This is a genomic window from Microbacterium sp. Kw_RZR3 (genome assembly GCF_029222405.1).
GTDB lineage: Bacteria > Actinomycetota > Actinomycetes > Actinomycetales > Microbacteriaceae > Microbacterium.
The window spans coordinates 16,306-39,267 of record NZ_JARHXC010000271.1; the positions used below are offsets into that span (position 1 = coordinate 16,306).

General features: G+C 68.4%; 23 protein-coding genes. 12 read left to right on the forward strand and 11 right to left on the reverse strand.

The window, feature by feature from the left end:
- Positions 1-47: 47 nt before the first annotated feature.
- On the reverse strand, positions 48-2,648 hold the full coding sequence (locus P2P98_RS15095) for an MMPL family transporter (RefSeq protein WP_275800960.1): 2,601 nt from the start codon (positions 2,646-2,648) through the stop codon (positions 48-50).
- Positions 2,649-2,762: 114 nt separating this feature from the next.
- On the opposite strand from P2P98_RS15095, the gene P2P98_RS15100 reads away from it, so the two are divergent.
- From P2P98_RS15100 to P2P98_RS15110, 3 genes are all read left to right on the forward strand, one after another.
- On the forward strand, positions 2,763-3,335 hold the full coding sequence (locus P2P98_RS15100; protein WP_275800961.1) for a TetR/AcrR family transcriptional regulator: 573 nt from the start codon (positions 2,763-2,765) through the stop codon (positions 3,333-3,335).
- A 262-nt stretch (positions 3,336-3,597) separates the two neighbouring features.
- Positions 3,598-4,620 (forward strand): TerC family protein, encoded by a 1,023-nt coding sequence (locus P2P98_RS15105; protein ID WP_275800962.1) that lies wholly within the window; start codon positions 3,598-3,600, stop codon positions 4,618-4,620.
- A gap of 106 nt (positions 4,621-4,726) precedes the next feature.
- Positions 4,727-5,692, forward strand: a complete 966-nt coding sequence (locus P2P98_RS15110; protein ID WP_275800963.1) for an LLM class F420-dependent oxidoreductase — start codon at positions 4,727-4,729, stop codon at positions 5,690-5,692.
- 24 nt (positions 5,693-5,716) lie between these two features.
- Here P2P98_RS15110 and P2P98_RS15115 read toward each other — a convergent pair whose 3' ends face one another.
- The 5 genes from P2P98_RS15115 to P2P98_RS15135 all read right to left on the reverse strand — a co-directional run bounded on the left by P2P98_RS15115 (position 5,717) and on the right by P2P98_RS15135 (position 9,106).
- Positions 5,717-6,535, reverse strand: coding sequence for a helix-turn-helix transcriptional regulator (locus P2P98_RS15115; protein WP_275800965.1), 819 nt, complete (start codon positions 6,533-6,535; stop codon positions 5,717-5,719).
- Positions 6,536-7,044: 509 nt separating this feature from the next.
- On the reverse strand, positions 7,045-7,536 hold the full coding sequence (locus P2P98_RS15120; protein WP_275800966.1) for an FBP domain-containing protein: 492 nt from the start codon (positions 7,534-7,536) through the stop codon (positions 7,045-7,047).
- A 271-nt stretch (positions 7,537-7,807) separates the two neighbouring features.
- On the reverse strand, positions 7,808-8,185 hold the full coding sequence (locus P2P98_RS15125) for a PPOX class F420-dependent oxidoreductase (RefSeq protein ID WP_058595137.1): 378 nt from the start codon (positions 8,183-8,185) through the stop codon (positions 7,808-7,810).
- Entirely contained in the window at positions 8,179-8,709 is a 531-nt protein-coding gene (locus P2P98_RS15130; protein WP_275800968.1) for a 2'-5' RNA ligase family protein, read from the reverse strand. Before P2P98_RS15130 ends, P2P98_RS15125 begins: the two co-directional genes overlap by 7 nt.
- A gap of 19 nt (positions 8,710-8,728) precedes the next feature.
- Entirely contained in the window at positions 8,729-9,106 is a 378-nt protein-coding gene (locus P2P98_RS15135) for a hypothetical protein (RefSeq protein ID WP_275800969.1), read from the reverse strand.
- Between the two features lie 167 nt (positions 9,107-9,273).
- On the opposite strand from P2P98_RS15135, the gene P2P98_RS15140 reads away from it, so the two are divergent.
- Entirely contained in the window at positions 9,274-9,567 is a 294-nt protein-coding gene (locus P2P98_RS15140) for a hypothetical protein (protein ID WP_275800970.1), read from the forward strand.
- 7 nt (positions 9,568-9,574) lie between these two features.
- On the opposite strand, the gene P2P98_RS15145 is transcribed toward P2P98_RS15140, so the two are convergent.
- Positions 9,575-9,898, reverse strand: a complete 324-nt coding sequence (locus P2P98_RS15145) for a hypothetical protein (RefSeq protein ID WP_275800971.1) — start codon at positions 9,896-9,898, stop codon at positions 9,575-9,577.
- Positions 9,899-10,088: 190 nt separating this feature from the next.
- Here P2P98_RS15145 and P2P98_RS15150 point away from each other — a divergent pair, with 190 nt between their 5' ends.
- On the forward strand, positions 10,089-10,544 hold the full coding sequence (locus P2P98_RS15150; RefSeq protein ID WP_275800972.1) for a MarR family transcriptional regulator: 456 nt from the start codon (positions 10,089-10,091) through the stop codon (positions 10,542-10,544).
- 4 nt (positions 10,545-10,548) lie between these two features.
- Here the strand turns inward: P2P98_RS15150 and P2P98_RS15155 are convergent, their stop codons facing one another.
- Complete coding sequence (locus P2P98_RS15155; RefSeq protein ID WP_275800974.1) at positions 10,549-10,869, reverse strand: ATP-dependent DNA ligase; 321 nt, start codon at positions 10,867-10,869, stop codon at positions 10,549-10,551.
- An 87-nt stretch (positions 10,870-10,956) separates the two neighbouring features.
- Between P2P98_RS15155 and P2P98_RS15160 the strand changes: the two genes are divergently transcribed.
- On the forward strand, positions 10,957-11,982 hold the full coding sequence (locus P2P98_RS15160) for a glycoside hydrolase family 6 protein (protein ID WP_275800975.1): 1,026 nt from the start codon (positions 10,957-10,959) through the stop codon (positions 11,980-11,982).
- Between the two features lie 135 nt (positions 11,983-12,117).
- The gene (locus tag P2P98_RS15165; protein WP_275800976.1) at positions 12,118-13,092 is read left to right on the forward strand and encodes a response regulator transcription factor; all 975 of its coding nucleotides are present in this window, start codon (positions 12,118-12,120) and stop codon (positions 13,090-13,092) included.
- 103 nt (positions 13,093-13,195) lie between these two features.
- Here P2P98_RS15165 and P2P98_RS15170 read toward each other — a convergent pair whose 3' ends face one another.
- Entirely contained in the window at positions 13,196-14,671 is a 1,476-nt protein-coding gene (locus P2P98_RS15170) for a glycosyltransferase family 2 protein (RefSeq protein WP_058596227.1), read from the reverse strand.
- Between the two features lie 149 nt (positions 14,672-14,820).
- Here P2P98_RS15170 and P2P98_RS15175 point away from each other — a divergent pair, with 149 nt between their 5' ends.
- Positions 14,821-15,894 carry a hypothetical protein gene (locus P2P98_RS15175; protein WP_275800977.1) on the forward strand — a complete coding sequence of 358 codons (1,074 nt, stop codon included), beginning with the start codon at positions 14,821-14,823 and terminating at the stop codon, positions 15,892-15,894.
- Between the two features lie 54 nt (positions 15,895-15,948).
- Here P2P98_RS15175 and P2P98_RS15180 read toward each other — a convergent pair whose 3' ends face one another.
- Positions 15,949-16,749: a fructose 1,6-bisphosphatase gene (locus P2P98_RS15180; protein WP_275800978.1), complete on the reverse strand. Its 801-nt coding sequence runs from the start codon at positions 16,747-16,749 to the stop codon at positions 15,949-15,951.
- Positions 16,750-16,923: 174 nt separating this feature from the next.
- On the opposite strand from P2P98_RS15180, the gene P2P98_RS15185 reads away from it, so the two are divergent.
- Positions 16,924-18,591: an ATP-binding protein gene (locus P2P98_RS15185; protein WP_081318599.1), complete on the forward strand. Its 1,668-nt coding sequence runs from the start codon at positions 16,924-16,926 to the stop codon at positions 18,589-18,591.
- A complete protein-coding gene (locus P2P98_RS15190; RefSeq protein WP_275800980.1) occupies positions 18,588-19,706 on the forward strand; it encodes a hypothetical protein in 1,119 nt (372 codons plus the stop codon). The genes P2P98_RS15185 and P2P98_RS15190 overlap by 4 nt, the downstream gene beginning before the upstream one ends.
- A gap of 1 nt (position 19,707) precedes the next feature.
- On the opposite strand, the gene P2P98_RS15195 is transcribed toward P2P98_RS15190, so the two are convergent.
- Positions 19,708-20,334: a hypothetical protein gene (locus tag P2P98_RS15195; RefSeq protein WP_275800981.1), complete on the reverse strand. Its 627-nt coding sequence runs from the start codon at positions 20,332-20,334 to the stop codon at positions 19,708-19,710.
- Positions 20,335-20,421: 87 nt separating this feature from the next.
- Between P2P98_RS15195 and P2P98_RS15200 the strand changes: the two genes are divergently transcribed.
- Both P2P98_RS15200 and P2P98_RS15205 read left to right on the forward strand, forming a co-directional pair.
- On the forward strand, positions 20,422-22,188 hold the full coding sequence (locus P2P98_RS15200; protein WP_275800983.1) for a DUF4012 domain-containing protein: 1,767 nt from the start codon (positions 20,422-20,424) through the stop codon (positions 22,186-22,188).
- Between the two features lie 203 nt (positions 22,189-22,391).
- On the forward strand, positions 22,392-22,962 hold a 571-nt coding region (locus P2P98_RS15205; RefSeq protein ID WP_275800984.1), incomplete at its 3' end, for a sortase.

Below are 22,962 nucleotides of genomic sequence, written 5' to 3' on the forward strand. Positions count from 1 at the left end.
CCGTCGCCTGCGACCGTCCGGGGCTTGCGCGGATGGTCGCGGGATGATCAGTGCATGGGGTGGCGGCGCTCGAGGGCGGCCCCTTCGACGTCGACGTTGGGCACGATTCGGTCGAGCCAGCGGGGCAGCCACCAGGCGGAACCGCCGAGAACGTGCATGATCGCCGGAACCAGGAGCATGCGCACGATGAACGCGTCGAACAGCACGCCGAGGGCGAGTCCGAGGCCCATCGACTTGATGATGACCGAGTCGGAGGCGATGAATCCCGAGAACACCGCGATCATGATGATCGCTGCCGCCGTCACGACGGTACGACCGGCACGGAAACCTTGCGCGACGGCCAGCCTCGGTGCCGCCCCGTGTGCCCACGCCTCGCGTATTCCGGTGGCGAGGAAGAGCTGGTAGTCCATGGCGAGACCGAACAGGATGCCGACGAGGATGACCGGCAGGAAGCTCAGGATCGGCCCCGGGTTGTGCACGCCGAGCAGCCCGCCGAGCCATCCCCACTGGAACACCGCCGTGACCGCGCCGTAGGTCGCGAACAGCGAGAGCACGAAGCCAGCCGTCGCGATCAGCGGCACCAGCAGCGAGCGGAAGACCATGACCATGATCAGGAACGACAGCCCGACGACCACGACGAGGTAGATCGGCAGCACATCGGCCAGCCCCTCGGAGATGTCGATGTTGATCGCCGCGGCTCCCGCGACGCCGAGGTCGATGTCGCCGTTCACCGGCGGCAGAGCCCGCAGATCGCGCACGAGCTGCTCGGTCGACACCGCGTTGGGCCCCTCTTGCGGGATGACCTGGAACGCGGCGAGCGTGCGGTCGTCGGACACTGCGACTGGGGCCACTGCGGCCACGTCGTCCTGGGCGAAAAGCTCACGCGCGACGTCGAGCTGCAGGCCCTGCACGTCGCCCTCCGTCGTGCCGGCGGGAAGGGAGGCCGTGACGAGCAGCGGAGCGTTGGCACCCGCACCGAAAGCCTTTTCTGTCCAGGTGAAGGCCCGATAGGCGGTGGAATCCTCCGCCTCGGATCCTCCGTCGGGAAGACCGAGGCGCATCGAGAGAGCGGGAACGGCGATGACGAGCAGCGCGGCCGTGGCCACCACCATGGTGACGACGGCACGGAGCGTCGACATGGGGCGCACGGGCCGGCCCACGGTCGCGACAGGAACGGTGCCGGTCCGAGCAGCCCGGCGCGGGTGTTCGTCGACGTCGACCGAGGCCGGGCGGGTGTCGCGCCCGGAGTGCGCCGACGCGTCGGTCGCGGCTGCCGCCCGGGCACGCGCCTTCTTGCTGAGGATTCGCGTGCCCGCCAGGCCCAGCAGCGCGGGAATGAGCGACACCGCAATCAGCACGGCGACGAGGACGCTCACCGCGCCGGCGGTGCCCATGAGGCCGAGGAACGGAATGCCGGTGATGTTCAACGCGAGCAGGGCGACGATCACCGTCGTGCCGGCGAACACCACGGCGTTGCCCGCCGTGCCGTTGGCCAAGCCGATGGACTCGACCACGTCGGCCCCCTGCAGAAGCTGCCGACGATGGCGGTAGAGGATGAACAGGGCGTAGTCGATCCCGACGGTCAGGCCGAGCATCACCCCGAGGATCGGGGTCACGGATGCCATCTGCACCAGACCCGAGAAGGACAGGGTCGCCATGGCGCCGATGGCTACGCCGACGAGCGCCGTGATGATCGGGAACGACGCGGCGAGCAGCGAACCGAGCACGACGATGAGGACGATCGCCGCGATCGCGACGCCGATGGCCTCGCCGACACCGAGGATCTCGGGCACGCCCTGCGAGATCTCGGTGTTGAACGCCACGTCGGCCCCCCGAAGGGGTTCGGCGGTGAAGTGCTCGACCACGGCTTCTTTCGACGCCTCGGGGAGCTCGAGCCGGGGCTTGTCGAAGGAGACGTTGACGATCGCGGTCGATCCGTCCTCGGAGACCAGGCGGACGGCATCCGCGAACGTGAGAAGTTCGGCACCGTCGGCGAGCTGCGTCTCCTGCGCCGCGATCTGCGCGAGCCCGTCGGTCACCTGCGTTCGCTGCTGCTCGAGCGCGGCGCGCTGCTGATCGAGCTGCGCCTGCTGCACGTCGAGGGCGTCGAGCTGCGCCTGCTTCTGCGCATTCGGGAGAGGTGCCGCCTCGACCTGGGCTCGACCGGCGGCGAGTTGCTGCTGCCCCGCGTCGAGTTGGGCCGCGCCCGCGTCGAGCTGCTGCTGCCCCGCTTCCGCTTGCGTGCGCGCATCCGCGAGCTGCTGGCGACCATCGACGACCTGTTGTCGCTGGTCGTCCAGCTGCTGTTGGGCCGAGAAAGGGTCGGTGACCCGTGCCACGTCGGGGAGATCGTCCGCGGACGCGACGAGCGCACTGATCTCGCTCTTCTGCGCGTCGGTGAGAGCGGATCCGTCGGCGGTGCGGAACACGACCGTGCCGGAGGCCCCGCTGAAGTCGGGCAGCTCGTTCTGGAGTTTCGCGATGACGTCTCCGGATGCCGTCCCGGGGATGTCGAAACTCGAGCTGAGGCCCTTGAACCCGATGAGGAAGCCGCCGACCACAATCCCCAGGATGACGGCCCACGCGGCGATCATCGTCCACGCGCGGCGGGCCGCGAAGGTCCCGAGACGATGCAGCAGTTCAGCCATGAAGGGGTTCCTCTCGTGCGGTGCACGAGAGAGCACCGTCGGCTCCGACCAGTCGGGTCAAGATAACACGGACCGTCTCGTCTTTTCTGTTGAGCCTCGTCCAGAATGTGTGTCATGGCTCTTCCGCGCAGTGGCCCCGTCCGAAGTGAGGCGGCCCGATTGGCGATCCTCGAGGCGGCGGCGGCCCTCTTCGCCGAAAGCGGGTACGAACACCTCACGATCGAGGGGATCGCGCGGCGCGCGGGCGTCGGGAAGCAGACGATCTATCGCTGGTGGTCGAGCAAGGGAGACGTGATCGCCGAGGCGATCCTCGAGGGTCACCTCCTGGACGGTCGCCGTCACCTTCCCGACACGGGCGACGCACGCGCCGACCTCGCGGCGTGGCTCACCGAGCTGGTCGCCCTGCGCGCGAGCCCCGACGGAGAGGGGCTCCTACGATCGTTCGTCGCCGCGGCCGCGGAGAACGCCGAGATCGGCCGCCGCCTTCGCGAGGCCATCCTCGCCGCGCCCCTCATGGAGCGTCTGTCGCAGGCGATGGGCGGAACGAGCGGGGCGCGCCTCGAGGCGGGCGCGGAGGCACTGCTCGGCGCGGTGATCCTGCGAGCGCTCAGTCGCGAGGACTTCGACGCCGACGACATGCGCGCCCTCGTCGACGTCGTCACGAGCGGGTCGCCCCCAGTCCCCTGACCCGAGGACAGTGACGCTGCACGACCCGTACACGGCACCCGCACGGCGACCCCTCCACGGACTAGCACAGCGCGCGGATCGAGGTCCAGCCCCCGCGTGGTGACGCGCGTCCGCTAGAATCGTGTTCAGCAAGGGGAGTACTCCCACCGCGACGTTCTCGTCAATACGGCCACACCATCGTGGACCCGGGACGTCGGCCCATCTCGCCGGGTGGAGGAGACCTTGGTGTCTTGTCGTACACCTATTTCCCTTGGAGGTCTCCATGGGCGTCACCCCGCTCATCTGGATCATCACGATCGCCGTGACGATCGCTTTCTTCGTGTTCGAGTTCTTCGTCCACGTCCGTAAGCCCCACGAACCGACCATCGGCGAATCCGCCCGATGGTCCGCCTTCTACATCGGTCTCGCCCTGCTGTTCGGGGTCGGCATCGGCGTGTTCTCGGGCTGGACCTACGGCGGCGAGTACTTCGCCGGGTATCTGACCGAGAAGGCGCTGTCGATCGACAACCTCTTCGTGTTCCTGATCATCATGACCGGGTTCGCGGTGCCGAAGAAGTACCAGCAGAAGGTGCTCATGATCGGCATCGTCATCGCGCTCATCATGCGCGGGGCGTTCATCGCCGTCGGTGCGGCTCTGATCGAGAACTTCTCGTGGATCTTCTACCTCTTCGGCGCGCTCTTGCTGTTCCTCGCCTACAAGCAGGCGTTCTCCCACGGCGACAGCGATCCCGCCAACGGCAAGTTCATGCAGTTCGTGCGTCGCATCCTGCCGGTCAGCGAGGAGTACAACGGCGACAAGATGACGGTGCGCAAGGACGGCAAGCGGTTCGTCACGCCCATGCTCCTGGTGATCATCGCGATCGGCTTCATCGACCTCGTCTTCGCCGTCGACTCGATCCCCGCGATCTACGGCCTCACGAAAGAGGCGTACATCGTCTTCACTGCCAACGCCTTCGCCCTGATGGGCCTGCGCCAGCTGTACTTCCTCATCGGGGGTCTGCTGGAACGTCTCGTCTATCTGGCACAGGGCCTCGCCGTCATCCTCGCGTTCATCGGCGTGAAGCTCGTCTTCCACGCTCTCCACGTCAACGAGGTGCCCTTCATCAACGGTGGTGAGCCGCTGCTGTGGGTGCCGGAGATCCCGATCTGGTTCTCGCTGCTGTTCATCGCCGCGACGGTGGCGGTGGCGACCTGGCTGAGCCTGCGCAAGACGCGGAACGATGCTCAGAAGGCCGATCGAACGACCTTCGACGACGAGAAGGTGATCCACGCGCCGGAGGATTGACGCTGCGCCGACGGGCCCGCGGCGCACACCGCGGGCCCGCTGCCGTATCCGACGCCGACGCGCAACCCCGGCGAGCGCCATACGCGTGCGGCCTACCGTGGCCCGCATGACGCGATTCGGGTACACCCTCATGACCGAGCAGAGCGGCCCCCGGGCGCTCGTCGATTACGCCGTCGGCGCCGAGCGCGCGGGCTACGACTTCCTGGTCTCCAGCGACCACTACTCCCCCTGGCTCACCAGCCAAGGCCACGCGCCCTACGCCTGGACGGTCCTCGGAGCGGTCGCGCACGCGACCTCGAACGTGGAGTTGATGACCTACGTCACCTGCCCGACGGTGAGATACCACCCCGCTGTCGTGGCGCAGAAGGCGGCCACGCTGCAGCTGCTCTCCGAGGGGCGATTCACCCTCGGGCTGGGGTCTGGCGAGAACCTCAACGAGCACGTGGTGGGAGAGGGATGGCCCGCGGTGCACGCCCGTCAGGACATGCTCGTCGAAGCGATCGAGATCATCCGCGCCCTGCACACCGGCGATCTGGTGACCTACGACGGCGAGTACTTCCGCGTCGATTCGGCACGCGTCTGGGACGCCCCCGAGGGCGGGGTCCCGATCGGGGTCGCGGTCTCGGGCGAGCACTCGATCGAGCGCTTCGCGCCGCTGGGCGACCACCTCATCACGACCGAGCCCGACGGCGACATCGTGAAGGGGTGGGACGAGCACCACGAGGGCGAGTCCCGTAAGATCGGTCAGATCCCGATCAGCTGGGATCCGGACAAGGATGCCGCTGTCGCCCGCGCTCACGACCAGTTCCGCTGGTTCGCCGGAGGGTGGGCTGTGAACGCCGACCTTCCCACGCCGGCCGGCTTCGCGGGGGCCTCGCAGTTCGTGCGCCCCGAAGACGTCGCCGACTCGATCGCGTGCGGCCCCGACCTCGATGAGCTCGCGGAGAGCGTGCGCCCGTTCATCGATGCGGGCTTCACCGACATCGCGATCGTGCAGGTCGGAGACGAGCAGCAGCAGCGGTTCGTCGACGAGATCGCCGCCCCTCTTCTCGAGAAGCTCCGCGCGCTCTAGACCCGGCGGCGCCGGGCACATCCGTCAGTGCGGCGTGTGCCCGGTCTCGCGCACCCACTGGTCCAGCCGCCACGGCGGGATGCGGAACACACGGGCGACGTCGGCGAGCGCATACCCGCCCTCCACGACGGAGGCCACCGCGAACTCCTGGAGCGAGCGGAAATCCCGTCCGGCCAATGCGCCGGTCCGCAGATCCGCGAAGGTCCGGGGGGCCGGTTTCGCCGAGGCACCCGGAGCCACGAAGACGTAGGCGGACTTCTTTCTCATCCCGTTGGCGAGCGCGTAGTCGTGGGCGTGGGTTGCCGCGGGCGTCGACGTCATGGGCGCCGACGGAACGACGACCTCGTCCGTCCCGAGCGGTTCCTGCGGCACCCAGGGTGCCTGCGGAAGCGGGCCGCCCCAGACCTTCTCCGCGGGCTGGAACGGTGGAACGTCCGATGCACCCCTCACCGGATGCCGCTCATCAGGCACCTCGACTTCACGCGCTGTGTCGCCCGAAGCGGTGACCCAGGGGGCCGGGGGAATCTCTCCTCCCCACACGACGGGGCTCGGCACGACGTACGGGCTCAGGGGCTCGGCATCCGCACCGTTGCTCGCCGTCTTCGTCGCGTCTTCGAACAGGTCGGCGAGACCGATCTCGAAGGTGTCGGCGATCGCTACGAGCGTGGCCAGCGAGGGTGCGGCGCGGCCCGACTCGACGGCGCGCAGTCGACTCTCCGAGAGTGCTGACTCGAAGGCGAGGTCGCTCAGCGACATTCCTCGACCTCCGCGGAGGAGCCTGACTCGATCGGCGAGCGCACGGAGGACCTCGTCGAGACGGTCGGAGTCGAGGTCTTCACTCATCGCTGCTCCCTCACCGCGGGTGCATCTGCGACAGGGGCATCGTCCCCCCACTGCGGCAGACGCCGCTGCTGAACGCGGACCAGCCGTGAGATGGTCGCCAAGGAATACCCTCCCTCGACGAGAGCGGCAGGTGCCGCGGCGAGAGCGGCATGGTTCTTGGGCACCCCCGATGCCCTCCCCGGTTGCTCGCCGAAGGACACGTCGACCAACGCTCTCCCCTCAGGCGTCGAGTATTGCGAATGGATGCCCGGGGGAGACACTGAAGATTACCGCGAGAGCGGCGCGGACGGGAAGGCCGTCCGTGACGAGCACGCCCTGGAACACATCGCCCGGGATCGTGGCATCCCGCACAACAGGCAATGCCTCGGCTCCCGGAGGACTTCGACGCCCGTCGGAGCGCGGGGCGGTTGCCGGAGCGAGCGATGTCGTGGACGCGGGTGCGCACGCGCTCACCGTCCTGCCCGCATCCCCGCCGCCCGATCGTGCGGAACGGCGGGGCATCGGTGTCGTCAGGCTCCGTCGCGCAGGTCGCGGAAGAAACTGTCGACATGCGCGCGCAGACCCTCGATGCGCCGATCCCGCGCGGCCGCCGCATCGTGCCCGAGGTACGCCGGAGGATCGAGACGCCGGACGTTCCGCGAGCATTCGAAGTTCGCGCAGAGCAGGGTGCCCACGGTGTTTCCCGCGCGGCCCGCCTTACCCGCGCGCCGCGCGGAGAAGAAGACGACGTCGTTCGGCAGCGTCACGTCCGCGCACCAGGAGCACTGGGGACGCGATCGTGTCGGCTGCTCGGCCTGGCGGAGTTGCAGACCGACCGGCTTGTCGTCGATCTCGGCGACGACGAAGCCGAGCAGGGGCGCCTTGGGGTCGCGCCAACCGAAGTAGTCCAGGCGGTCCCAGTCGTTCCCGTCGAGATCGGTGGGGATGACCAGGGCGCTGCGTTCGCGCGTCGAGACATTGACGAACGAGGAGCGTACGGAGGCAGGGGTGAGAGCGTGCATGAAGGAATCCCGTCATCGGGCTGCGCGGCCATCGACCGCGCAGCAGAATGCCGCGCGCAGCAGTGCCGCGCGCGAGCGGAGACCCGCGCCCGGAGGGCGAGAGGCCGGAAGGGCGCGACCCGAGAGCTCGGGCCCGCGCCGGCGCCGGTCAGCCGGCGAGAGAAACGGCGCGATCGGCGCCTCTGCCGCCGGCGTTCTGCACGCCGACGACCCCCTCACGCCCGAAGGGCATCGACGAGGAGACGGGGGACATGTCTCCAGGGTACGCCGCTCAGGCGCGGAACGGCTGAGAGCCGAGGACGCGCTCGACGGTCATCTCGAGCACGACGCGCTCGGGATTGACGCGCGGCTGGCGGTAACGCGCCGCGTACAGCTCGACGGCGTGTGCGACCGCCTCGGGGTCGTCGGTGACGCGTGCCGGACCCTCGAAGCTGATCCATCGAGCCCCGTCGACGGAGCACACCGCCGCGCGCCCGCTGCGCTCGGCGTTGACGAACTTCTGCGTCCCACGGGATCCGATGATGCGCACCACGCCGTCCTCGTAGGTGAACCCGACGGGCACGGCGTGGATCCTCCCCCGTCGCCCCACGGTCGACAGCGTCGCGAGGTGATACTCGCGGAGGAAGGAGAGCGCATCGTCGGTCAGCACGGTTCCAGGGTGCCACGTCCGGCTATGTGGGTAATGGTGCGGTCAGCGGCATCCCAGCGCCGCAGGCACGTCGCCCGCACGGACAGCTCGCCGCCACCGGCTGCGGCCACGACGGTCAACGCCTCGGAGAGATGCTCGAGAGGAACGCGGCGCGCGAGAGTGACGTGGGGCGTCCATGCGCCCGGAGCGGTGTGATCGCCCTCGCCGATCGATCCCGCCTCGGCGTGGATGGCGGCATGCAGGCGCAGCAGGGCCGCCGACGGAACGACCGAACGGGCGAGCACTCGGCTCCGTCCCAGGCCGAAAAGCACGGGAGCCCCGAGCGTCAGGCCCAGGGGCAGCCCGTCCTCGAACGTCGAACCGTCGATCTCGTTCAGGGAGGAGCGCACCAGCATCGTCACGTGCGGGCGATTGCTCGCGCCCGTGTGCTGCGCCTGACTGGGCAAGCCGGCCGCGAGCAGGGCGTCCCACTCGCGTCGCACCGCGGCATCCGATGATTCGTCGAAGGTGAGCTCGATGCTCACGACGGACTTCATACGTATGTCAGCGCGTAGACCACCACGCCGCGGCCACGAGCGCGGGCTGGAAGAACAGACGCGTGAAGCGCTTGCGGTCCGTGTCGAGCCCGAAGGCCGAGCGCCGCTTGCGCCACTGATCGACGTTCCCGGGGAAGATCGCGATGAAGAAGGCCGCAAGAGCCGCGCCGATCCGCCGACGTTCCCGCGGAAGAGCGATCAGGGCGAGACCGAAGCCCGCTTCGACGACTCCGGATGCCACGACCACCAGGTCGCGATCGAGGGGAAGCCGTTCCACGAGAGCGTCGGGCACCTGGGCCTGGAAGTCGCGACGCGCGAACGTCAGGTGCGAGACGCCGGCGAAGATCATGGCCGCTGCGAGCGTCCACCGTACGAGCGATTTCATGACCTCACCGTAGGCTCCGCCGCTCACGTCGAACGCGGGCTTGACGGGCGGGCGCGCGGCGGGGTGAACCGTCCCCGGCGCCTACGCGAGGAGGTCGGTTCGCGCAACCCCCGGCCTCCGCCCGCAGGACGGCGTTTGACTGTGACCACCAGCGAGAGGAGGAGCGCGTGACCATCACGGAGATGCCGCCGGCGGCGACCGATGACGCTGATGCCGACACCCTCCTCACACGCGCCTCAGCGGGAGACCGAGACGCCTTCGGCGAGTTCTACGACCTCACCGCTCCCCGCATCCATGCCGTGCTTCTGGTCCTGACGCGGAATGCAACACGGTCCGCGCTTCTCCTCGAAGAGGTATACGTCGAGGCGTGGGAGCACGTCGTGGCGCGGGGCGTCCCGCGGTGCCCGGCGTGGGAGTGGGTGTCGCTGATCGCGCGCCGTCGCGCCGTCGCTGCGGTCTGACCCGGACTTACGCGGAAAGTGGGGCGGACCGTTCCGTCGCACCGATGTCGACGGTCAGTCCGCCGGACGAGTTCGCCGAGTTGGCGTACAACTGGAGCAGAGACGGATCGAGCATCTCGGGCTCACTATCGCCGAAGACGAAACGCAGCGGGATCGAGGGCTGGAGCCAGATCGTGCTCCGTCCCACGGCCTCGCCTTCGGGATGCCGCCACGAGAGGGTAAAGCTCTCCCCCCGTCGGAGCTTCGTCGCGATCACGACTTTGACGTGCGCCAACACGCGGTCCGGCATCTGGATGGGGTCCGCGGAGGACCCGTAGAACAAGGAGCCCATCGCGGGCCTCCTTCCGGAGTTCGTCGTAACAAAAATTTTACTAGATTCCCTAACTATCTCCTAGTGCGAAGAGTGACTTTTCCACGTCCCGAAATGAACTATCCACTATCCCGCGAGATCCATAGGCATGCGTGATTCTCGTTTGCCTAACTAGACTGTGCGATCGGGCGGTCCGGGCGACAGGAGAACGATGACAATCGTGGAGAACGACGACCCTTCGACGGTTGCCGCCCGCGCCGTCGAGCGTCTGCGCGTGGCCGAGGCACGCCTCGCCCGTCGACGCCAGACCGATTGCGGCCCGAGCGAGAACGCCCGGGCTGCCATGCGGTTGATTCTCGAGCGCGCCGACGACGGGCAGACGGTGACGCCGACCGAGATCGCTCAGGCGCTCGGCGTGTCCACCGCATCGGTGACAGGGATGCTCGACCGGCTGCACGCCGGCGGCCTGATCGGGTTCATCGCGAACCCCGACGACCGGCGCAGCAAGTTCGTCGTGCCGTTCGATCGATCCGTCGACGCCGACGCCATCGATCCCGTCACCGCGCGGATCAGGGAGTTCGCCCTCACCCTCCCCGCTGACGCGGCCGGCCACCTCGCGACCTTCCTCGACCAGGTGCGCGAGGTCGTCGACGCCGAATGCCGCTGAAGCACTAAGCGGGGCGAGCCTCGGGCGAATCCGGCTCCGGTTCGGCGATCACGGTCAGGCCGTTCGCCGAGCTCGCTTCGTGCATGAGCTCATCGATCCAGCGGCGGTTCAGCTGCGGCGGTCGGCTGCCGTAGAAGTGGAAGACGAGGGGGATCGACGGGTGGATCCAGAGCGTCCGCGTCCCGCTTCCGTCCCCGACCGGGAAATGGAACATGAAGGGTTCTCCGCGGCGCAGCTTGTTCATGAACACCATGCGCAAGTGGGAAAGCGTTCTGTCCTCGATATCGAAGGAATGACCCAGCGCGTTGTAAACCAGTTTTCCCACGAAAACAGATTACATGGCGGCGTTCGATTAATTACCCGAGAAGGAACAACGCCCTCGATCAACCCACGCTCGGATAGAGTCCAGTGCGTGGGGAGAGCGCATCGTCCGAGCCGGCAGCGCCGTCGCATTCCTCGGGTCGTTTTCCTGGTGGGTGCCGTGGTGCTCGTCGTCGCGCTCATCGCCGCGATAGCCGTCGTCGGGAACCTGGTGTCCTCGCTTTTCCAGACCCTCGCCGCCCGTCCGCCCGCCGTCGACACCCGCATCGTCGCTCCGGACGAATCGAAGGCCGCGAAAGCCGCCGGCGATGCCTCGGCCACGCCCGACGAAGCCGCCGCCGCGACGTGGCTCGCCGCTCAGCCCACGACATATTGGCTGACCCCCGAGATCGACCCCGTCGACGAGGTCTGGGACCGCGTCGCTCATCTCGCCTCCGAGGCTCGGGATCAGGATGCCGCCCTCTCCGTCGCCGTCTATGGGCTGCCGGACCGCGACTGCGGGAATCACTCGGCCGGTGGACTGGACCCCGACTCCTACCGCGACTGGACCGCGCGGATCGGCGATGCGCTTCGCAACGCACCCGACGTGCAGAAGATCGTGATCCTCGAGCCCGACAGCATCGCGTTGTCGTCCTCGTGCGGTTCTCCCGCGGATCGCGCGGGCTACCTCAAGACCGCCCTCGAGAACGTCCGCGGGACGAACACGTGGATTTACCTCGATGGCGGCCACTCCGCGTGGCATCCGGTCGACGAGATGGCCTCGCTGATCTCGGCCACGGGCCTCATCGGCGACGTGCGCGGGGTGGCGCTGAACGTGTCGAATTACCAGGACACCGCGGCGGAGTTCGCCTATGCGCACGCCCTGTCCGAGCGACTCGGGGGGACGCACGCGGTGATCGACACGTCGCGCAACGGTGCCGGCCCGGCCGGTTCCGAGTGGTGCAACCCTGCCGGACGGCTCGTCGGGCCGGCAGGCGGCTCCTTCGGCGACGGAGTCGTCGACACGACGCTGTGGATCAAGCCCCCCGGCGAAAGCGACGGCGAGTGCAACGGAGGACCTCCCGCGGGAACCTGGTGGCCCGCCGCCGCGGTCGAACTCACGCGCGAGAGCCGCTGACACCACGCGTCGAACAGTCCCCGCGCCGCCCAGGGGTTCGCGAAAGTGTGTAAAGATGTGGCTCGGTCCGTGTGGCCGCCGCGTCTCGGGGGAGAACGCGGGCACGTTTTCGTGCGAACCAGAAGAGTGGGTGCGATGAGCGACAGCACGGAGATGCTGAAGACGGCCGTGATCGTGGAAGACGATCCGGATATCCGTCATCTCCTCGTCGAGGTCTTGGAAGCGGCCGGTTTCTCGACGGTCTCCGTCGGCAACGGCATCGACGGGGTTCGCGCCGTCATCGCCTATCAGCCCCTCATCACCACTCTCGACGTCAACATGCCGGGCATCGACGGCTTCGAAGCCGCGCGACGGATCCGGGCGCAGAGCGACACGTACATCATCATGCTGACCGGGCTCGAGGAGGAGGCCGACGTCGTCCTCGGACTCGGCGCCGGTGCCGACGAGTACGTCGTGAAACCGTTCCGACCGCGCGAGCTGCGCGCGCGCATCGAGGCGCTTCTGCGCCGGCCCCGCGCCGGCGGGACCGCTGGTGCCGCCCCGCGACAGGACAGCGTGGGCCCGTCCTTCCCGGCTGCACGCCCGGCCGAACAGCAGGCACCCGCTGCCGTCCCGCCGACGGCTCCCCCACCCGCCGCGACGAGCGTCCCCGTCGTCGTTCCCTCATCCCAGGGCCCGGAGCCCCGGGAACACGCCGGCGCGGAACTCGCGACGCGCCCGTCGTCCGACGTCGTCGCCCGATCGAACAACGCCGTCACCCCTGGCGGCGGCCCCTGGATCGTGCACCGCGACCTCCAGCTCGACCCCGACAGCCGGATCGTGCTCGTCGGCGGCGACGAACTGGAGCTGACGCGCACCGAGTTCGACCTCCTGGCGACGCTCATGGAGTCGAAGCGACGCGTGCGGAGCAAGGCCGACCTCACGCTGGTTCTCCGAGGCGAGTCCTACGTGACCAGCTACTTCGTCGGTGAGGCCGACAAGCGGGCGATCGAGGCGCACATGACCAACCTCCGTCGCAAGCTCGGCGACAACCCCGCGAACCCGCGCTACATCGAAACGGTCCGCGGGGTGGGGTATCGCCTCACGTCCGAGTTGATGGCCGCTCCCTGATCCTTCGCCCCTCCGACGGATACAACGGATGCCTCGACCCTCCCCAGGGCCGAGGCATCCGTGTTTTCTGACGCGTTCGGGTCGCGATCAGATCGGGTGTCCGTCACACCTTGAAGCCGTGGTGACGACGGACGAGCTTGGAGAACATCAGGAGGGTCTGCAGAACGGTGACGACACCGACGATCGGCCACCCGATCCACAGGATCGACGACTGCACCATGGGGCCGACCATGACCCAGATCACGGCGAGCGCGACGGCGACGGCGAGGAGCACGACCATCGGGGCCCAGTGGCCGAGTCCGCCACCGCGTTCGGCCTTGGCCTGCATCGCCCAGTTGTCGACCTTCTTGCGGGACAGGAAGCGCGTCCACGAGCGGACGAAGTGGCTGATGCGAATCCACATGAAGATCTCGGCCGGGAAGAAGAGCACGGCGAACAGGATGTCCCGACGGTTGACGGCCTTCATCGTGCGGGCGATGCGCAGGTTCAGCAGCATGGCGATCACGGGCGGGATGAGCCACAGCGGCGAGAAGACGAACGCGCCGATCGAGAGCGATCCCGCGAGCAGGGTGAGGAACGCGACGCGGACGAACAGGTTCGTCAGCATGCCGAAGTTCTCGAACCACCGCAGGCGCAGGTTGGGGTGGAAGGGCTGGCCCTTGGTGTCACCGCGCTGGCCAGGCCACATCAGCTCGATCGCGCCGTACGTCCACTTCACCTGCTGGGCGTCGTACCCGGAGAGCGTGGTCATGCCACCCACGTCGGCGCGGGCGTACGGGCTGATCTTGGTCAGGTAGCCGGCGCTCTTGATCTGCAGCGAGAGGAGCGAGTCCTCGACCTCCGAGTCCTTGACCCACGGGGTGACCTGGTGGTTCTGCTTCATCGCGTCGCGGAGCGCGTTGGTCGAGAAGATCGAGAACTGCCCGCCGAGCACGGCCATGTTGCGTCCACGGAGCATGTTCTGCAGGTTGAAGGCCGCGAACTGCGTGCGCTGCCCGGCGGTGAGGAACTTGGCCACCACTCCCTTGATGGGGCGGTCGTCGATCGTGTAGATCGCCGAGATACCACCGATGCGGGAGTCGGAGACGGCCTCGGTCTCGAGGTACTCGACGGCTTTGCTGTCGGCGATGGTGTCGCCGTCGACGCCCAGGAGGTAGTCATAGCCCTCGACGAGCGAGTACCCGTAGTTGAGCGCACCGACCTTCTTGTCGGGGTTCTTGCCGATGTCGTGGACGAACACCTCGGTGAACTGCTCGCCGAGATCGGTGACGACCTCGTGCGGGCCGCTGTATTCGGAGGCGATCTTGACGGTGTTGTCGGACGTGTTGTTCACCACGACATGGATGACATCGGGCACGCGGGTCTGACCGAGAAGCGCCTCGATCACGGCGGCGATCGACTCCTCCTCGTTGTACGCGGGGATGACACAGCCGATCGTCGAGCGGTGGACCGAGGTGTTCTCGAGCACCGCCGCGAAGTCGTCGGCGAAGCCGTGCTCCGAGGCCGCCCCGCCGTTCACGTCGTCGGACGTGTAGGCGAGTGCCTTGGTGTGAGGGGCGAAGCTGCGCGCATCGGTCATGGCGGTGTCTTTCCGTTTCGGAGGGGTGGCGTGTCGGCCATGTCCCACTCTGGTAGGTTCACCGCAAGACGCCAGCCGGGATCCGGCATCGTCCCCGCAAGATTCCCTCAAGATCCGCTCAGGGGAGCAGGAGCAGAAAGCGCCCGCCGATGGCTGTCCTCGACCTCATCGCCGCCATCGCCGCCGCCGCTCTCTCCGTGACCGTGCTCTTCCTTGCCCACGGCCGTCACGGAGACGATCGCGGAGGGCCGCGTGCCGAGCTGGTGCGCTACTTCGGGATCGCCGCACTGGCCGCGCTCGCGTGCGCTTTCCTGAACGTCCTCGAGGAGATGGGCGGTGGCACGTTCGCCGCCGCCGTGGGTAACGCCACGAACGTCTTCGCCCCGGCGCTGGCGTGGGCGGGACTCCGACGCCTCAACGCCCGACCCGCGATCGGTGCGATCACCGCGGGCGCCGGCGCCATTCTCATGCTCGGCGTGACGTACGTCATGCCGCTCGACGACGCCATCCTCTGGAAGACCTTCGGCATCGCCGCCTTCAGCACTCTGGCCGCGATGGAGGCGCGCCGCGCACCGATCAGCGCGATCCGCGGGACATCCCTTCTCGCCGGATCCCTCGCGGTCTTCGCCGCGTACAACGCGAGCCGCCTGGTCGTCGCCGGGGCGACGGGGATCAACTCACCGCTCTGGGAGAAGGTCAGTTCCGCAGAGCTCACCTCGGTCGTGAGTGCGCTCACCATCTGCGCCGCCACCATCGCCACCCTCCAAATGGGCCGGCAACTCGACGACGACCCTGCCCCCGGGACGCGAGCGCACGACCGCGGGGCACTTCGACGCGAGGCCCACGATCTGTTGGAAGAACATTCGGCCATCGACGTGGTCGTCGTGCGCATTCCCGAAATCGACCTCATACGGGCCGCCCACAGCAACGAGCGCGCCGAGCAGATGCTCACCGCCCTCGTGGATGCCGCCCGCGAGACGCTGTCCGCGGTCGGCGCGGGGGTGCCCGCGCGCGACACCGTCTTCTTCCTCCTCCCGGCGAGCGCGGAGGTCGCTCGGGTCGAGCAGTCCGTCCGCGACGCGTTCGCCACGGCGATGCCGCTGATCGGGTACGACGACACCCCCGATCTCTTCTTCGAGCATCACCGGGTCGGTGATGTCGACGGGGTCTCGATGCTCATGGAGAGCCGCCGCCTCCGACCGCGCCAGCCTCTCCCCCACTGACATCGGGGGAGCATGGCAGGGAGGGCGCCGTGCCGAACGAGCGTCGAGGCCGGGTCAGCCCTGATCGGTCGTCTGACCCCATCCGGGCGCGCGTCCGTTGGTGTCGGTGGTGGTGCTCTGCGGCGTCGTCTGGGTGCTGTCGACGGGATAGATCGCGATGGGGAGGTATTGGTAGACGGTCTGCTGGCTGAACGACGCGTCCGTGTTGGCCGTTCCCTCGACCGCGACGCTCAGCGCGAACTCGAGAGTGATCCCGTACGTGTCGTTCGGTAGTTGGCGGATCGAGGTGGTGGGCACCAGCAGCCCGCCCTGGAAGCTGTTGAGGAGCAGTCCGCGGTCGGATCGAAGCGTGTCCGACGGCACGAGGGTGCGCGGATCGGCGCTGAACTGGAACGGGTTCGACACCTGTCCCCCGGTCTGGGCGGTCTGCGACGTGATCGAGACCGAGGAGAGGTAGACGCGGCGCTTCTGCGTCAGCACGGCCTTCTCATCGACGCGGTGATCGTAGACGTTGACCGCGAAGCCGAGCTGCTTCTCGTTGGTGGGTGTCCACTCCATCGTGCGCTTGGGGTCCACGGCCCAGACGTCCAGCCGGAGCTCCAGACCATCTTCAACCTCGGACGACAGGGTCACCGAGCCGTCGTAGGTGAAGCGCGAGTCGAACGGCATGCTGGTCGACGCCGCTTGCGGGGCGGTCGTCGGCACGACCACCGACTGATTCGTCGACGAGTGGCCCTGGAAGGCGTTGAACGCGTCGATGACCTGAGTGCACCCACTGAGGGTGATCGGTCCGACGACGAGCGCGGAAGTGATCGCGAGCACGCGCAGAGCGCGTCGGCGAGAGGTCGAGGTCACGGGTGTCTCCTGAGGGAGGGCGCTGGCGCGCAAAGGTCGATAAACGACCATCACACTGCGGGATGCAGGCCTCAGGGGGAGTCTGACCGGACGACGTGCCCCGGTGGGCACAAACGGCGAGCAGAGACAGGATGGCGCGCAGAAGACTACACCACCGTCGATACACTCGAAGACATGTCAGCGGGAAGGAGCGTCGGATCGGCAGCACCGATCCGGGCGCTGGAGCTCGACGAGGGGTCCACTCCCAGCAGTAGGACGCGTTCCGTCTGGCTCCTGCAGCTCGTTCTCGGAGCCAGCGTGGTGATCACCGTGCTGCTCACTCAGGCGCTGGAGCCGTCCCTCTTCGCCGTCTGGACGTTCTCGACGGGCGTCGGCGTCGTCATCGCCCTGACCGCGGTCGCCATCATCGTCCCCTGGCACCGCCTCCCGCGAAGCGCGGTGGCCATCATCCCGTTCGGCGACATCATCGGCATCGGGCTGCTGAGCTTCGGCACGGATCTGCGTTTCGGGTTCTTCTGGGTGTTCCCCATCACGTGGATCGCGACCCATTTCGCCGTGACCCTGTTGATCTCGACTCTCGCGACCGTCGGCGTCATCATCGTGGTCGACGCCGCCGCGAACGGGTCCGGACCGGCCACCGCTCTCCGGCTCATCGTCGTCCTCCTGTCACTGACGTTCATCGGAATCACGGCCTATCTCTCGTCGAGGCAGACCCGCGCGTTCAAACAGCTCTTGCGACGCCAAGCCAGTCGATTGCAGGGCACCCTGCAACGCGTGACGGGTCAGGAGAGGCGCGTCTCGCAGGTGCTCAACGGGCTCGACACGGGCATTGCGCGCATGTCGGCGGACGGCGAGGTCCTCGCCCTCAACGACACCTACCTGTCGTTGTACGGCATCGATCGCGACGAGCCGCAGCGCCCCGGCAGCGCCGTGGAGTACGCGACCCTGCGCGGCGAGCCGCTGAGCGAGTCGGAGCGCCCGTTCGCTCGCGCAGCTCGAGGCGAGCAGTTCGACGACGAGCGGGTCTGGCTGTTCGACGCAGACGGAGCGTGGCACGCCCTGTCCGCTTCCACCCGACGCCTCGTCTCGTCCGACGAGCCGGAGAGCACGCTTCTGATCGTCCACGACATCACCGCTCTCATCGAAGCCGAGCGCGCACGCGAACGACTGGCCGCGACGGTGTCGCACGAGTTGCGCAACCCGCTGACCGCGATCATCGGCCACGCCGATCTGGCTCTCGACGACCCTGATCTCTCGCCGAAGGTGCGGGAGCAACTCGAGGTCATCGCCGGCGCCGGGGAACGAATGCAGAAGTTGATCTCCGAGATCCTGGCGAACTCGCGAGGTGTCTTCCGCGAGAAGGACACGCCGAAGACCGCGGATGCCATGCGCATCATCGCGTCGTCGCTGGAATCCTTCCGCCCGGCCGCCGCGTCGCGCAGAGTCAGCATCATCGACGATCTTCCCGACACCGCCGAAGTGGTCGGCGATGCGTTCCGGCTCCGGCAGGCTTTCGACAACATCCTGAGCAACGCGATCAAGTACACCCCGGGCGGCGGCACGGTGCGCCTCTCCGCGGAGGTCGGCGACGAGAGCGTCGTCCTGCGATTCGCCGACACGGGGATCGGCATCCCGGCCGAAGACCTGCCGCGAATCTTCGACCCCTATTTCCGCTCACGCGCGGCCCGGGACAGTTCGACGCCGGGGACGGGCCTGGGGATGGGGATCGTCCGAGGGATCGTCGAAGAGAACGGAGGCACCGTGTCACTGGAAAGCGAACTCGGATCCGGCACCACGGTGACGGTCGTCCTCCCGATCCCGCTGAAGGATCGCGAGGAGTGACGGCCGTCGAGACCCTCGCGAATCTCAGCCTCGCGCAGGCGACGGTCACCACCCTCGCGTCGATCATGATCGTCAGCCTGGGTTTCCTCCCCCGCCCTTCCCGCGCGGCCTTGCTCTGGTCCCTGGCATTCCTGCTCGCGATGAGCAGCACCTGGACATCGGTCGTCGGCGTCGCGGTCGGCGACGAGTCACTCCGCCGTGTGGGGCTGGGGTTGATGCTCGGCGCGCCGGCGCTCATCTGGTCGGGCTTCCGGGCGCGGCGGGGCGGGCGGGCCCTGCCGTGGGTGGGTGCGCTGCAGGGAGTGTGCTCGGCCGTGCTTTTCCTTTTCGCACAGGATGCCGCCGCATACGGCCTCGCGTTCCGTCTGGCGTTCCTCGCCGCCGCCGTGTTCGCGGGGCTGACGATCCTCGAGTTGAGGCGCTCCCCCGACGGACGCGAGCGTCTCATGCTCCCTCTCCTCGTCGTCTCGGCTGGGTTCGTCGTCCTCGCCCTGGCGAGCGTGGTCTCGGCGATCGCGGCTCCGGCAGCGATCGGTGACCTCCAGCTTCCGCGCCTGCTGAACGGGCTCGCGATGCTCATCTACCTCGTGTGCGCGACCGTCAGCCTGCTCTATTTCACGTCGGTCTCCCCCGGGTACTCGCTCACGGCGACCGCGTGGCCGCAGTTCGCCGTCACGGCATCCGATCGTCTGCGACGTGCGGGCGATGCAGCCGAGCCCGGCTGGGTGGCGCTCTCGATCCAGGTGGACGATCCGGCTCACCTGCGCAGTGCGGCGGGCGACAACAACTGGGCGCACATCATCTCGGCGTTCGAGTCGCTCATCACCGAGGTGTTTCCCGCCGAAGCCGACATCGGACGCAGGGCGAGCGGTCATCTCGTGGTCGTCGTGGCGCGCCCCGACACCGTGGTCCGAGAGTACGTGCGAACGGTGCTCCGCCGATTCACCGAGATGGATGCCACGTCGTGGATCGCCGTCCAGCTCTCGGCCAGCGTCGGGTGGGTACCCGCGGAAGCCGCAGGTTACGACTTCGATACGCTCGTCGAGCAGGCGGACACGGCGGCGTCGACGGCTCAGCGTCTCGGCGGAGACCGGTGGGAACGCGTGCGGCTCTGAATCAGCCGGCGGATCCCCCGCCCGCGATCGCCACGGTGAGCGCGTCGCTGGCCGTCTGCTTAGCGTACTCGTCCGACGTGGGCGTCGCCTGCACGAGGTACTCGTAGGTGAATTGCAGGGTGACAAATGTGGCGTCGGCGGGGACCTCGCCGACGTTGAACGTCTGCGAATAGCTGTAGGGCGAGAGCACGAGGTAGCCGGGTGCGTTCGACTGGTCGGTCTGCGCGGCGAGCGGCGCGAAGGACTGGGTCTCGTTCCCCGGGACCGCGGTCATCGTCGCGCGTTGCAGGTAGACCTTCTGGCCGTCGTCCGGCGTCACCGTCGTGACCATCGACAGGCTCACCGGCTTCAACGCGGTCGGGGTCCACTTGTCCATCGACAGCGTGGACCAGTAGTTCACCGTCGCCGAGACGGCCCCGGCCGTGACGGTCTTCTGCGTTGAGCCGCTGGAGAGGTCGTTGGACACCGGCTGGGGCGCCGGCGTGGAGACCTGCGTCGGCGACGGAGACGCTGACGCGGCGTTGCCGCCCTGCGCCCACGGCGGCGCTCCGCACCCGGCGACGGCGAACGTCATCGCCACACCGACCGTGCCCAGCACGACACGACCACCACGCGCCCGGTTCCGCATGCGCCCTCCCCCGTCGGGGTCAATTCTAGGGTGAGGCGCACCACCCGGGCCTCTGACGCCCGCTCGAGGGCGTCCTATTGTTCGTGGGTGATCGGTACTCATGATCGTCGGCCGGCGGCTCGGGCAGAACGCGTCTTCGCCTGGAGCCTCGGGGCCGTTCTCGTCGTCGGGCTCTTCGCGACGGCGTGGGTCGGTGTGCGCGGGGGCTTGGCCGTCGCTCACCTCGCGTCTGCGCGCCAAACGCTCGAGACCGCCGAGGCCAACTGGGACGACCCTCCGACCATCGCGGCGGCACTCGATGCCGCTCAGCACGACACCTCCGCCGCCCACGCCCTGACGAGCGACCCCGTGTGGTCGTGGGCGGAACTGCTTCCGTGGATCGGGCCGCAGCTCAGGGCTCTCGCCGTGTCCTCCGCGGCGCTGGACACCGCCGTCTCCGAGGGTCTCGCACCGCTCTCGTCCGCGGCATCCGCTCTCTCCGGGGACGCCCTGCGCCCCCGGGAGGGTGCGTTCGACACGGCCGTCATCGCGTCGCTCGAGCCCGAGGCCGGGGCCGCCGCGACGCACCTTCGCGCCGCGGCGGACGAACTGTCCAGCGTCGACACGGCGCCCCTGCTCGGCCCGCTTCGAGACGGCGTCACCCGCGCACGAGAGCTCGTCGGCAGCGCCGCGACAGCGTCGGACGCTCTTCATCGAGCAACCCTGCTGCTTCCGCGCATGCTGGGCGCCGACGGACAGCGGTCCTACCTCGTCCTGTTCCAGAACAACGCGGAATGGCGCTCGCTCGGCGGCATCGTCGGCGCGGTCGCGCAGGTCGACACGCAGGACGGGCGCTTCGCGCTCGTCGACCAGGCGTCGACATCCGACTTCCCGATCGAAACCGAGCCGGTGGTCGATCTCCCCGGCGAGGTTCGGGATCTCTTCGACACCCGACCGGCGCGCTACATCCAGAACGTCACGCAGGTACCAGACTTCACCCTCGGCGCACCGATCGCCCGCGAGATGTGGCAACGCCTGCGCGGGCGGACCGTCGACGGCGTCATCACCCTCGACCCCGTCACCCTCGGCTACGTCCTGAAGGCGACGGGTCCGGTCACGTTGCCGACCGGCGATCAGCTCACGTCCGACAATGCAGTGCCGCTGCTGCTGCAGGAGGTCTACCGGCGATACCCCGATCCCGCTCGTCAGGACGAGTTCTTCCGCGCGGCGACCGCGGCCGTCTTCTCGGCTCTCGCCGAGGGACGCGCCGATCCCGAGCTCCTTCTCGCCGCCCTGAGCGAAGCGGGCTCCGAGGGCCGACTGATGCTCTGGAGCGCGGATGCCGACGAGCAGGCGGTCCTCGACGGAACGACGCTGCAGGGCACGCTGCCGCATGACGCCACGGATCAGACCACGTTCGGGGTCTACCTCAACGACGGCACGGGCTCGAAGATGGACTCCTACCTGCACCCGAGCGTCGACGTCGCGCGGTGCGGACAGGGCTCGGCGGTGTTGAGCGTCACGCTGCGCAACGACGCCCCGGATCCGGCCTCCCTCCCCTCATATGTGACGGGAGGCGGCGAGTACGGAGTGCCGGTCGGCGAGGCGCTCACGGGCGTGTACGTCGTTCTGCCCGTCGAGGGAAGGCTCGAGGGATACGCTTCGACGTCGGACGGCATACCGCCGGGCTTCGCCGGGGGAACCTTAGAGGGACGCCCCGTTCTGAAGTGGTCCGTTCAGCTGGCTCCCGGCGAACAAGCGCATCTCGACGTACGGGTCTCCGCGTCGTGGACGCCGCATCTCGCTGCCGTTGTGACACCGACGATCTCGAGTCCGTCTATCGGGCACGGAGCCGCCGGCTGCGGGTCGAGCTGATCACGGAAGGACGAGTCACCACGGGCACCCCCGCCCGCCCTGGTGAAGTCCACGGCCTTCCCTCGTGAATCCGCCGCGATAAGACGGCACCCCGATCACGTCCTTCGAGAGACTGCCGTCTGGGGCGATCCTCACCGGCAGAGGTCGAGCGGATCGCTCTTCGACTTCCACCCGGCCACCGTGCCACCGAGATGGGACCCACCATGAAGAACACGATCCTCCGCGCTGCCGCTGCGGTCTCGCTGGCCGCAGCCGTGTTGTTGGCGCCGACCGCCGCCAACGCTTACGTCGATCCGTCCGCCGTCGTCGTGACGCCGAGCACGATCGCTCCGGGCGAGTCCTCGACCTTCACCACGCCCGGCACCCCGTTCACGGGCAACGAAGACGTGCTGATCTCCATCACCGGCGAAAGCGCCTCGGGCGCGACGCTCGGCGTGGTGAAGACCGCGGTCGAGACGAACTCGAGTCTGCACACCAGCGCGAACGCCGGAAAGCTCAACGTCCGGATCACGTTCCCCTCCAGTGCGACCGGCACGTACAACCTGACGTTCACGGGCGCGACGAGCGGCACCGTGCTGCACGCCCAGGTGCTGGTCGCGAAGGCGAGCCCGACCCCGACGACTCCGCCGGCATCGGCGGGGCTGGCCAAGACCGGTATCGACGGCGGTGCCACCGCCGGCCTGTGGATCGCGGGTGGCGCGCTCGTCGCCACGGGTGCCGCAGTGGGTGTCGGAGCCGTCGTGCGCCGTCGCCGCCAGACGGCCGCCCAAGGCT